The 14,955-nt window shown below is 43.6% G+C and carries 10 protein-coding genes; 2 read left to right on the forward strand and 8 right to left on the reverse strand.

What is annotated here, in order from left to right:
• Positions 1-48: 48 nt before the first annotated feature.
• The 3 genes from A8F95_RS15830 to A8F95_RS15840 all read right to left on the reverse strand — a co-directional run bounded on the left by A8F95_RS15830 (position 49) and on the right by A8F95_RS15840 (position 4,499).
• Positions 49-1,701, reverse strand: coding sequence for a glycerol-3-phosphate dehydrogenase/oxidase (locus A8F95_RS15830; RefSeq protein WP_065411418.1), 1,653 nt, complete (start codon positions 1,699-1,701; stop codon positions 49-51).
• Positions 1,702-1,858: 157 nt separating this feature from the next.
• Complete coding sequence (gene glpK / locus A8F95_RS15835) at positions 1,859-3,352, reverse strand: glycerol kinase GlpK (protein ID WP_065411419.1); 1,494 nt, start codon at positions 3,350-3,352, stop codon at positions 1,859-1,861.
• Positions 3,353-3,389: 37 nt separating this feature from the next.
• Positions 3,390-4,499, reverse strand: a complete 1,110-nt coding sequence (locus A8F95_RS15840) for an MFS transporter (RefSeq protein ID WP_245671404.1) — start codon at positions 4,497-4,499, stop codon at positions 3,390-3,392.
• Between the two features lie 400 nt (positions 4,500-4,899).
• On the opposite strand from A8F95_RS15840, the gene A8F95_RS15845 reads away from it, so the two are divergent.
• Together A8F95_RS15845 and A8F95_RS15850 are read left to right on the forward strand one after the other, a co-directional pair.
• The gene (locus A8F95_RS15845; RefSeq protein ID WP_077247407.1) at positions 4,900-5,670 is read left to right on the forward strand and encodes a MerR family transcriptional regulator; all 771 of its coding nucleotides are present in this window, start codon (positions 4,900-4,902) and stop codon (positions 5,668-5,670) included.
• Positions 5,657-7,399 carry an ABC transporter ATP-binding protein gene (locus A8F95_RS15850; protein WP_065411420.1) on the forward strand — a complete coding sequence of 581 codons (1,743 nt, stop codon included), beginning with the start codon at positions 5,657-5,659 and terminating at the stop codon, positions 7,397-7,399. The genes A8F95_RS15845 and A8F95_RS15850 overlap by 14 nt, the downstream gene beginning before the upstream one ends.
• Positions 7,400-7,457: 58 nt before the next feature.
• On the opposite strand, the gene mutL is transcribed toward A8F95_RS15850, so the two are convergent.
• The 5 genes from mutL to miaB all read right to left on the reverse strand — a co-directional run bounded on the left by mutL (position 7,458) and on the right by miaB (position 14,881).
• The gene (gene mutL / locus A8F95_RS15855; RefSeq protein ID WP_065411421.1) at positions 7,458-9,383 is read right to left on the reverse strand and encodes a DNA mismatch repair endonuclease MutL; all 1,926 of its coding nucleotides are present in this window, start codon (positions 9,381-9,383) and stop codon (positions 7,458-7,460) included.
• A gap of 27 nt (positions 9,384-9,410) precedes the next feature.
• Positions 9,411-12,008, reverse strand: coding sequence for a DNA mismatch repair protein MutS (mutS, locus tag A8F95_RS15860; protein WP_065411422.1), 2,598 nt, complete (start codon positions 12,006-12,008; stop codon positions 9,411-9,413).
• A 127-nt stretch (positions 12,009-12,135) separates the two neighbouring features.
• The gene (locus A8F95_RS15865; protein ID WP_065411423.1) at positions 12,136-12,675 is read right to left on the reverse strand and encodes an outer spore coat protein CotE; all 540 of its coding nucleotides are present in this window, start codon (positions 12,673-12,675) and stop codon (positions 12,136-12,138) included.
• A 228-nt stretch (positions 12,676-12,903) separates the two neighbouring features.
• Positions 12,904-13,335, reverse strand: coding sequence for a YlbF/YmcA family competence regulator (locus tag A8F95_RS15870; protein ID WP_065411424.1), 432 nt, complete (start codon positions 13,333-13,335; stop codon positions 12,904-12,906).
• A 1-nt stretch (position 13,336) separates the two neighbouring features.
• Positions 13,337-14,881 carry a tRNA (N6-isopentenyl adenosine(37)-C2)-methylthiotransferase MiaB gene (gene miaB / locus A8F95_RS15875; RefSeq protein WP_065411425.1) on the reverse strand — a complete coding sequence of 515 codons (1,545 nt, stop codon included), beginning with the start codon at positions 14,879-14,881 and terminating at the stop codon, positions 13,337-13,339.
• Between the last annotated feature and the right edge of the window lie 74 nt (positions 14,882-14,955).

Here is a 14,955-nt window from a genome sequence, read left to right on the forward strand (position 1 = left end):
TTTTAAACCTAAAAAAGAAAATCAGTTTTCGCCACGCAACGTTTGCTATTACTGACGGCTATCAATCGGTCTGTGTGCGACGCTTATTTCTTCATTCAGTTCCGCTAAATAAAGCTGAGTCATAGAGGAAGACCAGGAGAACCACTCTGCCATTGCAGCAGCTACTTGTTCTTTATATTTTTTCACTTCATGTATTTGAAAAAATAGCTTTCCTGTTCGACGGATGAAGAAATCTGCCGGCTTCCATACCATTTCATGATGGACCGCGTACTGTAACTGAGCATACATGACTCTCGGAAGATCCGTTTGATCCGTATCTTGCGTACAGGCAAATACCTGGTCTACATTAGACCCATACATGCCCGCCAAATATTCTCCCTCCTGTTTTGAGAATCCGGATGCCACAGCCTCCTCGCCCTTTTGTTCAATAAACGAACGAAGCTGAGCGGCCCCTCCAATGTCGCCTCCTGATACCGGCAAATGCTTTGTCTGGCACTTTTCGTAGGTTTCCCCCGTTTGGCTGCTTAATCGCGTAGACACTCGATCTACAACCGTTTCTGCCATCCTCCGGTAACCAGTCAGCTTGCCACCCGCAATGGTGATTAACCCGCTTGCCCCTTCCCAAATTTCATCCTTGCGAGATATTTCGGAAGGGTCTTTGCCTTCTTCATAGATTAATGGGCGCACACCCGCCCAGCTCGATTCTACATCTTCATCATAGATTTGTACGTCAGGAAACATATAATGAATGGCTTCTAGCAAATAATCGCGGTCTGCTGCGAGCATTTTGGGCTGAGCGATTTCCTTATCATAAAACGTATCTGTCGTACCGACATACGTCTTTCCATCACGCGGAATCGCAAAAATCATTCTTCCATCGGGAGAGTCGAAATATACCGCTTGTTTTAACGGAAACTTCGATTGATCGATGACAATATGAACACCTTTTGTGAGCTTAAGATACTTATTGTTAATCGAGTAGTCCTGTTTACGGACTTCATCTACCCATGGGCCTGCAGCATTTACGATGATTTTTGCTTTTATCTCCAGCTGTTGGTCTGTCAATAGATCCTTTGCCTGAAGGCCCGTCACCTTGCCATTTTCATATGTGAATGTCTCTGCCTTTACATAATTAACCGCTGCAGCTCCTCGTTCAACTGCTTTTTTCATAACTTCTATCGTCAGACGGGCATCATCTGTACGATACTCAACATAATATCCGCCGCCAACTAATCCTTCTCTCTTAATAAGCGGCTCTTTTCTTAACGTTTCTTCCACTGTCAGCATCTTTCTTCGTTCCGTTTTTTTAACGCCGGCTAGAAAATCATACACGCGCAAACCAATTTCTGTCGTGAATTTGCCGAATGTTCCCCCTTCATGCATCGGAAGCAGCATCCACTCTGGAGTTGTCACATGCGGTCCATTTTCATAGACGATCGCCCGCTCTTTGCCTACCTCGGCTACGACACCAATCTCCAACTGTTTCAAATACCGCAATCCGCCATGAACCAGCTTGGTTGAACGGCTCGAAGTGCCTGCTGCGAAATCCTGCATGTCTATGACTGCCGTTTTAATTCCTCTTGCTGCAGCATCAAGTGCGATACCAGCACCTGTAATTCCGCCTCCGATGATAAGAAGATCAAATTCTTCTGCCTGCAGAGAATCCAGCCACTCCTCACGTTTCAAATTTGAAAATATCATCAGCTTCCCTCCAATCCTTAAAATACCCTATCTTCGGCAGAGCAAACGGAAAAGAGACCTGTCAAAACACAACGAGTACGGATCGTTACGCAGACAGATCTCTATTCTTTCACTAGTCTATTCATTACTATTTATATGAGCTGCTTTCCTAAAAGTTCTACACCTTAAACAATAAAGCGGCTTCTATTGCTTTTTGCCAGCCATGATACAAGCTTAGCTGTTTACCTTCTGGCATTTCCGGTTTAAATTTCTTTTCCATTTGCCAATTGGACGAAATTTCATCGCGGCTTTGCCAAAATCCCACCGCCAATCCAGCAAGGTAGGCAGCACCAAGTGCGGTCGTTTCATTAATAGTCGGGCGCTCAACCGGTACGCGGAGCATATCGCTCTGAAATTGCATAAGGAAATTATTTCTAACAACTCCGCCATCTACACGAAGGGCTTTTAAGGAAATGCCTGAATCTGCTTTCATCGCGTCAAGTACATCTTTCGTTTGATAAGCAAGTGCTTCTAATGTTGCCCGAATAAAGTGCTCTTTTGATGTTCCCCTTGTTAAACCAAATACTGCCCCGCGCACATCACTGTCCCAATACGGCGTGCCGAGTCCAACAAAAGCCGGAACGACATACACTCCTTCAGAAGAATCAACTCGAATAGCATACTTTTCGGTATCTTTCGCATCCTTTATCATTCGGAGACCATCTCGCAGCCATTGAATAGCCGATCCTGCTACAAAAATACTGCCCTCAAGAGCGTACTCTACCTTGCCATCTATTCCCCAGGCAATAGTTGTCAATAAGCCATGTTTTGAGGAAACGGCATTTTCTCCGGTGTTCATTAACATAAAGCAGCCGGTGCCATACGTATTTTTCGCCATGCCTTCTTCATAACAAGCCTGCCCAAACAAAGCCGCCTGCTGATCACCGGCTGCTCCTGCAATTGGCACTTCTTTTCCAAAAAAATGATAAGGAGCGGTATGGCCATAAATGTCGGAAGACGGGCGCACTTCAGGAAGCATGGATTTAGGGACTGTTAATAGTTTTAACAGCTCTTCATCCCATTTCAAATCATGGATATTATACATTAACGTTCTGGAAGCGTTAGAATAATCCGTAACATGAACTTGACCGCCGGATAGTTTCCAAATGAGCCATGTATCAATCGTCCCGAATAATAGCTCGCCGTTCTCGGCTTGCACACGGGCGTCTTCCACATGATCAAGAATCCATTTCACCTTTGTTCCCGAAAAGTAAGCATCAATCAGCAGCCCTGTTTTTTCACGAAACAAAGCATCATGCCCCTGCTCCTTCAATTCATTGCAAATGGCCGCCGTCTGCCGCGATTGCCAAACAATCGCATTGTAAATGGGCTTGCCCGTTGCTTTTTCCCATACGACCGTTGTCTCCCGCTGGTTCGTAATGCCGATTCCGGCAATTTGCTGTGGATGAATGTTATTTTCTGATAAAACAGTCGCAATACAGGCCAAAATGGTCCCCCATATCTCATTCGCATTGTGCTCTACCCAGCCCGGATGCGGGAAGTACTGTTTAAACTCTTTTTGTGCGACATGCACCATTTCCCCTTTTTTATTAAAGAGAATGGCTCTCGAACTCGTCGTCCCCTGGTCAAGCGATAAAACAAATTGCTCCATCCTTCTCCCTCCCTCATGTTTTTCCACTATCTATTCTTTATAGCGGTACTGTTTTCTCCTTATTGACAGGCTTTCTGCCGTATAGAAAAAAGATGAGTGTCACGAATAAAAAGACGCTGCCGATGACGGTAAAAAAGCTAATGCTTTTAAACAACTGCAAAGCAAGTCCGCCTAAGTAGGGGCCAGTTAAACTGCCGATGCTGAAGGCCATGCCGCACAGCAGATTTCCTGTCGGCAAAAATTGTTTCGGCATTAAATCTGTCATAAAACTAATGCCGAGACTGAACGTAGAGCCAACCAACATACCAGCAAGGAAAATACAAGCTAATAGCAAATAATAAAAATGGTCAATAAAAGCAGCACTTGAGAATAACACGGTCCCTGACAAAAGAACAACGGCTAGTATTGGTTTCCTACCATATTTATCACTCAATACCCCTAACGGAAACTGAAAAACGATGCCGCCAATCGCAAAGGACATTAAAATAACAGAAATCTCTTGAACAGATAATCCTGTCCGTACACCGTAAATGGGGTAAATGCCATTGAACGAGGATTCCAAAAATCCATAAGCAAATGTCGGCAGGAATGCAATCCAGCCATACCGGGAAGCTTCCCTAAACCGCTTTAGCGTCTCCCACATTGAATTGGTTTCCACATGCTGTTCAGGGAAGTCATTTTTAAGGAAAAATAAAAAGACCCAGCAAACAAGACAAAGCGCTCCCGAAAGAATAAACGGCAAAGATTCGCTATAATGGATGAGCCCCGTCATCAGCGGACCAATGGCAAAGCCCAGGCCAAAAAATAGCCCATAAAGCGAAATATTTCGGCCGCGCCGCTCCGGCGAAGAAAAGGATGTAATCCATGTTTGCGTGCCAAAGTGAAGAGCATGATCGCCTATCCCGATCAGCAGCCGCAAAATAAACCAGAACCAAAAAGATTTCCATAAAGGAAAGGCAAAGAGTGCGACGATCACGAGCAATCCTCCCCCAACAATCACTGGTTTATAGCCGAATTGACGTAAAGGTTTTTCCATAAACGGGGAAACAAGCAATATTCCAATATATAAGCCGGTCGCATTTAATCCGTTTAACGAAGCGGATAGCCCTTCCTTCTCAAACAAAACAGCGATTAGCGGAAGCAGCATCCCCTGGCTGAATCCGGAGATAGCAATAATACTAACGAGCACACGTAATCGAAAACTTTCACCTGCATTTACTATCACAACTTTTTTCACCTCTTGTACATTCCGTAGAACAGTCCTGCAGCAGCCTAATCCATAAAGAGCCCGCATTTCTTTCAGGCTGTTAACAAACATTTGCTTCCTTCATTGCTCTCGTGTCGGAGCCCTCGTAAGGTAAGACACCCGTGTTCACATAACCTGAAGTACTGTTGTCTACAATCTCTTTTTCTATATTAGGCTATTTCCCTTCGAACGTATAGAGCGTTAACTAGACGAAATGATTTATTTTAGGCTATTTTGGAAAAGTTTAACTTATCCTTGTACTTCATGTAACGTCATGTTTTAGAATGAATCTAGTAGATGAATGGAGGAGAGCAAGCTGGAAAAAAGATACACGATTGGCGAGTTTAGAAAATTAAGCGGCCTGACAGCTCGAACCTTGCAATATTACGATGAAATCGGTATTTTAACAGCCAGACGGACAGCGGGCGGCCATCGTTATTATCAAGAACAGGATCTCTCAACCCTTCAAAAAATTGTTTCCTTTAAGTTTTTAGGATTTTCACTTGGAGACATTGCCAATTTTATTCATAAAGACATATGGAATGAAAAAGACTCACTGATCTTTCAGCATGATCTCATGAAAAGAAAGCGCGAACAGCTAAATGACGTGATCCGGCTGCTCACTCTTGCGATTGATCAAATGGAAAAAGGCGGCATCCTGCATACAGATATATTCATTTCGATGATTAATCATGTTCAAATGGAAGATCACCATAAAAGCTGGATGAAATCTCTCGTACCTGCCCCATACGTGGATGAATTATTTAACCGAGTAAAGAGCAACCAGGAAGAAATTGAAAAAAAGGCGATGAATTTGTTTTCACGCATAAAAGAAATGGCCTTTTCAGACCCGACAAGCAGAGCTGTCGAACAATTAGTAACAGAATTGATGGAACCGGCAACAGAAGTAGCTGGTGATGATCTTGAGCGGCTGGAAAAGCTTTTTGCCACTGATCTTGAAGGAGACCCATGGTTGTTTCCTTATCCATTCAGTCCTGAAGAAGAGAAGTGGCTCGAACAAGTCATGATGTATTATTCGGAAAAGGAGAAGATAGAAAGTGGAGAAGCCTGAGCAAACAAACTTTCAGCAATGGAAGCCATTTGTACACTTATTTACAAGAGCTCGCCTGCCAAAGCGGCTCATTTTCGCTGCGATCCTGTTGAGCATAGCTGAAACACTAGCCGGATTGATCGTTCCTTTATTTACAAAGGACCTTGTTGATCAGCTCGCTCACAATAAGCTGCAGCTATCTGTCATTCTTTTTCTTGCCGGCAGCTTTCTCGTTCAAACGATTTCCGGCGGTTTCTCTTATTACTTAATGAGTTACATTGGAGAGGCCGTTGTTTCTTCGGTGCGGAGACGGTTATGGAACCAGGTGCTTGAGCTGCCTGTTTCTTATTTTGACGAGCATGAGTCCGGTGAAACGATGAGCCGGATTACACAAGATACAAACACAGTGAAAGCATTGATTGTCCAGCATCTCGTTTCCTTTGTCACCGGCATTATTTCAATTGCTGGCGCAGTCGTTATTTTACTTTTCATTGATTGGAAAATGACAGTGATTATGCTGCTCGCCGTTCCTGTTTCTATTTTGATCATCATGCCGCTCGGACGGAAAATGTACCGTATTTCCAAAGATACACAAACGGAAATGGCGGGCTTTTCAGCTGATCTCGGACGGGTGCTCACAGATATTCGTCTCGTTAAGGCATATAGTGCGGAAGAGGCAGAAGGAGCAAAAGGGTTTGCCCGAATTCAAGAGCTTTTTCGTTATGGCTTAAGAGAGGCTCGGATTCAAGCTGTTATTTCTCCTTTTATGACAGTGGTGATGATGTTGGTTCTTGTCGTATTAATCGGTTACGGCGGCGTGCGGGTTGCCTCTGGCGCTCTCACAGCCGGTTCACTCGTCGCTATTATTATTTATATGTTTCAAATTGTGATTCCCTTTAGCCAAATGGCCTCTTTTTTCACTGCTTTTCAAAAAGCAATGGGAGCCACTGACAGAATTCAATCCATTCTCACACTAGAAAAAGAATCGGAAATAGCCGGCTTGCCTGTCACAGAGCCGGCACAAGATTTGTTCATTAACAATGTCAGCTTCGGTTACGATGACCATCGCGCGGTCCTGAAGGAGATGAACCTTCAAATTCCAGCAGGAAAAACAACCGCCTTTGTTGGTCCGAGCGGCAGTGGAAAAACGACTCTTTTTGCCTTGCTTGAACGTTTTTACGAACCTTCGAATGGAAAAATTTTATTGGGAAAACAGCCTATCAATGAATTTAATCTTCACTCATGGCGCACATCCATTGGGTATGTTTCTCAAGAAAGCCCTATTATGTCCGGTACGATCCGTGACAACATTTGCTATGGCATGGAGGGAGAAATTAAAGAGGAAGATATAAAAAAAGCAGCAAAGCTAGCGAATGCAGCAGAGTTTATCGAGAGGTTCCCTGACCAATACGAAACAGCGGTCGGTGAACGCGGCATCAAACTCTCAGGCGGCCAGCGACAGCGGATCGCCATTGCCCGGGCTTTTATGCGCAACCCGCAAATTCTGCTTCTTGACGAAGCTACTTCCAATTTAGACAGTGACTCAGAACGGCTTGTTCAAAAAGCACTCGACCAATTAATGACCGGCCGGACAACTCTTGTCATTGCCCACCGTCTGTCTACTATCGTGAACGCCGACCAAATCGTCGTCATCGAACACGGAAAGATTACCGGCATTGGCACACATGACACACTGTCTCACACTCATGCACTTTATCAAAAACTAGCCAGCCAGCAATTCACATCGTGATCAACATTTTGAGGCCAGCCCCCGACGCATTAGCGTGTCGGGGGCTGGCCTCCTTCCCTTACATAATTCTCTTAAACATCTTCTCAATCTCATAAGTCGAATAGTGAATGATGATCGGCCGGCCGTGCGGACAGGTAAATGGGTCGCTGCTATGGCGTAGATCATCGAGCAGCTGCTGGATTTCATCGTTGCGCAAATGATGATTGGCTTTAATAGACGCTTTGCAGCTCATCATAATAGCCGCTTCTTCCCGCAGTTTTTTTATGTCAACTTTTTTCATAAAGAGCATCTGCTCAATAATACCCTCAATCATTTGCTGTTCTTCCCCCTTAGGAAACCACTGCGGATGGGAATGAACAATAAAGGCCCTCTCGCCAAACGGCTCTAAAAATACACCGACACTTTCTAAATCCTGCAGGTGTTCGGAGATTTTAATACAATCATCGGCTGAGTACTCAAGTGTAATCGGAACGAGCATCTCTTGCAGTTCTTTTTCGACTTGTCCTACTTTCTCCCGGAAAAATTCATACTTCAACCTTTCCTGAGCGGCATGCTGGTCAATCATATACAGTCCTTTTTCATTCTGGGCAAAAATATACGTGCCATGCATCTGCCCAATCGGATAAAGAGGCGGCAGTCTGCTTTCTTTCGTTTCATTTGCTATTTCCTCTAAAGGCGTCTCCGCAACAGTCTCCGCCTCCACCATAACGGTAGAGACAAATTCAGCCTGCTCCATGCTCTCCTCTTCTTCCTTCATCACTGCCGAGGCATAATCGTTCGTTTGATCCGTCTTCACTTCGTAAAGTTCTCTCGTATATAGCTCTTTCATTTTATCCGCTGGCAGCAAGGTTTCACGACGCGATGCGGAAACTGGCTGAATAGCTTTCGGCGAGCTCCCTTCTTTCTCGACTTGCTTGCCGCTGTCATCAAAAGAAAGCTCCTGTTGCCGGGAGAACGGTTTTGCTTGTTTCACTGCCGGTGCTGCGGAAGGGATTAACGTTTCTTTTTGAAAAGCGGCCCGAATAGCGGCTGTCACGACTTCCTGGAGCTCTTGTTCTTTACTAAAACGCACTTCCAGCTTGGCAGGGTGAACATTTACATCGACAAGAATCGGATCCATCACGATGTTGACTAGAGCAATCGGGTACCTTCCAATTGGAAGCAGCGTATGATAGCCTTCTTGAATGGCTTTCGCCAAGCTGTAATTCTTAATGAATCTTCCATTAACCATAACAGAAAGATAGTTTCTCGAAGCACGGGTAATTTCCGGTAAAGAAATCCAGCCTTCCACTTGGAAATCGAGAGAAGAAGCGGATAGCGGGATCATCTTTTTCGCCGTATTCAGCCCATAAATCGCTGCAAGCACTTGACGGACATCCCCATTTCCTGTCGTCCGCAAAAGCTCTCTGCCATTATGCCGAAGCCGAATCGCTACCTCAGGATGAGCTAAAGCAAGCCTATTCACTACATCTGTTATATTTCCGAGCTCTGTATGAATCGTTTTCATATACTTCAAGCGTGCCGGCGTATTAAAAAACAAGCCGGATACTTTTATATCGGTTCCTTTGCGGCTGGCGGCTGGCCCATGTTCTTGAACAATTCCTCCTGACAGGATAATTTCGGTTCCCGGCCCTTCACCTGTCCCCGTCGTCATCGAAAGTTCGGATACAGAAGCAATACTCGGCAGTGCCTCTCCCCGGAAGCCGAGCGTCCGGATACGGAATAAATCATTTTCATCCTTAATTTTACTTGTCGCATGACGGGAAAAAGCTTTTAATACATCATCCGGCTCCATTCCCGCTCCGTTATCAAGAATACGGATGCTTTCAAGACCAGCCTCTTCTATGTCAATCTCAATGACCGTACTGTCCGCATCAATTGAATTTTCGACAAGTTCCTTCACGACAGAGGCGGGACGTTCTACTACTTCACCGGCAGCAATTTTATTCGAAAGCGTATCATCAAGCTGAATAATTTTTCCCATTTGCTTCACCTGCTTTTCTTTGTCTGACTATTTCTTTAGCTTTTTCTGCAGTGTATAAAGAGCATTCATGGCATCAAGCGGTGTCATTTCGAGTAAATCATAGGACTTTAATTCTTCGATTATCTTTTTCTCTTTATGATCTGGCTGTTGCGCAGAAACGGCGACAGGCTCGCTAAAGAAAGACAGCTGCCCACTTGACTCGGCAATCTTATTTGATGGTTTCTTTTCCTGCTTTAGTAAATCTGGCTGTTCCTTCTGTTCTAGTTCCGCTAAAATCTCATTCGCCCGATCAATTAATTCGCGAGGAAGCTCGGCTAGCTGCGCCACATGAATCCCATAGCTCTTATCAGCTGCCCCTTCTTTAATCTTATGAAGAAAGACAACGCGGCCATTTTGTTCCACAGCACTGACATGTACATTCTTTAATTGTGAAAGTGATTCTTCTAAAACCGTTAATTCATGATAATGAGTAGAAAAAAGCGTCTTCGCTTGAATATGCTCATGGATATATTCAATGATCGCTTGTGCCAGTGCCATGCCATCATAGGTGGATGTCCCTCGCCCAATTTCATCAAAGAGAATTAAAGACTGGTTAGTTGCGTGGGTAATAGCATTTTTAGCCTCCAGCATTTCTACCATAAACGTACTTTGGCCGGAGATCAGGTCATCCGCTGCTCCAATTCTCGTAAACACTTGATCAAAAATAGGCAGTCTCGCCTCTCCTGCCGGAACAAAACAGCCGATTTGAGCCATGATCGCGGTTAAAGCGACTTGTCTCATATAGGTGCTTTTCCCTGACATATTTGGACCTGTCACGAGCAGCATTTCCCGCTCGCTGTTCATAAAGCAGTCATTTGGAACGTATTCCTGGGAGTCCATCACTTTTTCAACCACTGGGTGGCGCCCTTCTTTAATGACAAGCTCCCGGCTGTCCGTTAGCTCTGGTCTGATGTATTGTCGTTTCTCGCTTACCTCAGCAAAGCACTGCAGCACGTCTAATTCACTGACAAGCCGGGAAAGCTCCTGCAATTCAGGGATAAAGGCTTTCACTTGTTCCCGAATTTCAATAAACAGCTCATATTCTAACTCAATGATTTTTTCGGTTGCTTGTAAAATAAGTGTTTCTTTCTCTTTTAACTCCGGTGTAATGAAACGCTCACAATTGGCTAACGTTTGCTTGCGTTCATACCGGCTGCCCTGAAGCAGATGAAGATTAGCTTTTGTAATCTCGATATAGTAGCCAAAAATACGGTTATAGCCGATTTTTAATGACTTAATGCCTGTCCTCTCTCTCTCTTGTTGCTGCAAATTGGCAATCCAGTCTTTTCCGTTGCGGCTTGCATCCTTGTATTCATCAAGCTCCGCATGGAAGCCATCTCTGATCATTCCCCCCTCCTTTACAGACAGAGGCGGATTGTCAACGAAAGCTTGCTCTAACAGATCTGTTAATTCTTCACACGGATTCATTTTGTTGGAGAGTGCTTGAATTTCATCATTGTCAATCCGAAGCAGCAGGTCTTTGAGCGCTGGAATTTGCTGCAAAGATTTCTTTAACTGAATCAAGTCACGGCTATTTACATTGCCAAAAGCGACCCGCCCTGCGAGCCTTTCAAGATCGTATACCTCTTTCAGCATTTCCCGAATTTCCTGGCGTTCAAAGAAAGCGTGGAGCAGCTTCTCTACCATTGACAAGCGCTCGTTAATTTGCCGCTGATTAATAAGCGGTCGATCAATCCATTGCTTCAGCATGCGGCCGCCCATCGCCGTCATTGTTTCATCAAGCAGCCAAAGCAGAGAACCTTTCTTGTTTTTAGAACGAATCGTTTCTGTTAACTCAAGATTGCGCTTAGAGTAAAAATCAATTTTCATAAATTGATGAACTTCATAGACCTCAACAGGCTGTAAATGTGTAAGGCTCCGCTTTTGTGTACGATGCAAGTAATGAAAAAGCAGGTTCGTCGCTTGTCTCATTGCAGGAGCCGAAACTTCTTTTATTAAAGAAGCAAATCCGTCTTCTTCTGGCAACGGATCTTGATGGGAAAGAGTGACACTCAGCCGCTCTTTTAATACTTTTTTTACTTCCTCCTCTAAGTCCGGTGCAATCACTACTTCCTTTGCCCGTAGAGTAGACAACTCGTTCAGCACTTCCTCTACTGCCGTTAATGCGGTCGTCCGGCTTTCACCAGTAGATAAGTCACAAAAAGCGAGGCTGTATGTATCGTCATTTTCGCAGAAGAGAGCGGCAATATAATTATTTTCTTTATCGTGAAGGCCCTTGCCTTCCATAACAGTTCCAGGGGTGATAAGCTGAACGACTTCACGTTTTACTACTCCCTTTGCCTGCTTTGGATCCTCAGTTTGTTCACAAATCGCTACTTTATACCCAAGTTCAATTAATTGTTCGATATAAGCTGCAGCTGAATGATAAGGCACCCCGCACATCGGTATGCGTTCAGATGACCCTCCATCCCTGCTCGTTAACGTAATCTCCAGCAGCTGGCTCGCTTTTGTTGCATCCTCGAAAAACATTTCATAAAAATCACCTAACCGAAAAAACAAAAAGGCATCCTCATATTGTGCCTTTATCGCTAAATATTGCCGGATCATCGGCGTATATTGTTCCATATATGTCCAATCCCTTTCAAGAAAGCCTATCTATTTTCAACTTTATATTATATCATATTTTTGCTGCTTCTGCCTTCAGCCAGTCAATAGAAAAGGTGCAGGCCCCATACGGAGTCTGCACCTTCTATTAATCCTCTTTTTTATGATCGATAAAATCTGTATCCAATTCTTCATAGTCTTCGTCTTCAACTTCGTGGCTCCAATCATCCTCTTCACAGCCATACGGGTGAACCGCTACACAAATTTTCGTTTCTCCGACCACCTCAACGATGAATTCGCGCTCAGCCTGGACGATGATTTTATTGTCATTTGGTGAACAAACTGCTTCACAGCAATTAGGCTGCTGCAACACCCGCGCCAACACTTCATTATCATCAAAACAATCTTCATCACGGTATTTCAACTTAATAACATCCTTGTAGCTTACCTTCTCCGTTACAACCGACGTTTTCGTATTGTCATGATGTGAATACCAGACGTTAATTTCGTATGTGCCGTGAATCTCCACTTTTTTCCCCATCTTTTTTGCTTTATACTCATGGTTAATAATCCAGCAGCCTAAAATGCTCGATGGGTGATGTGGCGGACAAATGGTGTGGTGCGTCTGAGTAAACTTTCGGCCCTTTGCAACGACCGATTTTGTAATAATCTCTCTATATTCTGCCATTCGAGCGTCCCTCCTCGCTTGTTCTCTATCTATACATATGCACTAAGCCCAAGACATGTGCCTAGAACATGCAAAATTAACAAAACGAGATTTAAAATGAAGACCTTTTTATAACAGAATAAGCAGGCAGCTATTAGGAAATAAGCCGACTATCTGATGGGTTTAAATGAATGATCTTAAGCAAAAAAAGGCACCCGCCGAAATGGCTGGTGCCTGTCCATTATTAAATTAACTGCAGCTTCCTGGTGTGCTGTTTTTAACTTGGGCTCCTGTTTCGCCACGAAGCAAATCGCCGCCCGTTGATTCAATAATTTGATCCGTTACTGTGTTGGAGATCGCAGACGTAACGATTTGTAAAATATCGTTCACTTCTACTTGCGATTCCTTAAATTGCTGTACGACAGGGATTTCGTCTAATTCCTGCTCAATTTTCAGCATTTTTTCTTCTACCATTTTCAAGGCTTCTGTTTTACCATAATGCTGAAAATTGACTGCTTGCTTTTGCAGGCTTTTTAAGCTGGCAATTTTTTCACGAACTTTTTGGTTCTCATGAATTTTTGCTTCTGCTTCTTTGAAAAATGCCACTTCATCTGTTTCTGCAATCATCTTAGCCAGCTCTACTGCTTGCGTCAAAATATCGTCTTTTGTATACTTCGCCATTTTACTCCACCTCAGCCAACTGATGCGTTTCTACCATTTCTCCATTTAAGGACCAGGTTTTTGCATCTGTAATTTTCACATTTACAATTTTACCAATTGCTGTTTTTGGACCTTTAAAATTCACCAGTTTATTTTTATTTGTATATCCAGCTAAAATATCAGGATTGTTCTTACTTTCGCCTTCAACGAGTACAGGCACAATTTGTCCTTCATACTTCTTCAGCGCTTCGGCTGACATCTCATTTACTACTGCATTCAAACGCTGCAGCCGCTCTTTTTTCACTTCCATTGGTACATTGTCTTTCATTTTTGCGGCCGGTGTACCTTCACGCGGAGAATAAATAAACGTATAAGCTGATTCGAAACCAACTTCACGGTACAGCGAAATCGTTTCCTCAAATTGCTCCTCTGTTTCGTTCGGGTAACCGACAATAATATCCGTTGTTAAGGCCACATCTGGAATGGCTGCTTTAATTTTACGAACAAGTTCAAGGAATTGTTCGCGAGTATACTTACGTGCCATAATTTTTAATACATCTGTAGAACCTGACTGTACTGGCAGGTGAATATGGTCCATTAAGTTGCCTTTTTTCGCTAATACTTCAATGAGGTGATCATCAAAGTCACGCGGATGGCTCGTTGTAAAACGTATGCGTGGAATGTCAATCTTTCTAATCTCATCCATTAAATCGCCAAGACCATATGTTATATCTTCGAAGTCTTTTCCATAGGCATTTACGTTTTGCCCAAGCAATGTGATTTCCTGGTAGCCTTGTGCCGCTAAATGACGCACTTCTTGAATAATGTCTTCTGGACGGCGGCTCCGTTCTTTTCCGCGTGTGTAAGGGACAATACAATACGTACAGAATTTATCGCATCCATACATAATATTAACCCATGCTTTAATATTTCCACGGCGTACTTTTGGAAGATTCTCTACTACGTCGCCTTCTTTTGACCACACTTCAACGACCATCTCTTTAGACATATAAGCGTCATTTAAAATCTGGGGAAGCCGGTGAATATTATGTGTACCAAAGATCATATCAACATGGGTATATGTTTTTAAAATTTTATTAACAACCGACTCTTCCTGAGACATACATCCACACACACCTAGAAGTAAATCAGGGCGTTGCTGTTTTAAATGTTTTAGGTGGCCAAGCTCACCAAACACCTTGTTTTCAGCATTTTCACGAATCGCACAAGTGTTAAGCAGAATAACGTTCGCATCTTCTACCGTATCCGTTGCTTCATAGCCAAGGGCCATAAAAATACCAGCCATTACCTCGGTGTCATGCTCATTCATTTGGCAGCCATACGTACGGATGTAAAACTTTTTCCCCGTACCCATGCCGCGAAGCTGCTCATCAATTTTAAAGTCATTATGGTAATTAACTTCCTCTTTCCCCCGCTTTTTCGCTTCTTTTAGAGAGGGTGGAAGAAATACTGTTTCAAAATATTTGCTGTAATCCTTTTCGGATTTTTTGTCCGTTGGATTAGTCTCTTTTACTTGTTGTCCCTGCAGACGCTGCTCTTCATTCATCAGAAAAACTCCTTTCTTCTACTACTAATAAAAACGATGATAAAAAATATTTTAAGTAAGAACGATCTTTTGTT

This window comes from Pseudobacillus wudalianchiensis (assembly GCF_001685015.1).
In the GTDB taxonomy this organism is placed as follows: Bacteria; Bacillota; Bacilli; order Bacillales; family Domibacillaceae; genus Pseudobacillus; species Pseudobacillus wudalianchiensis.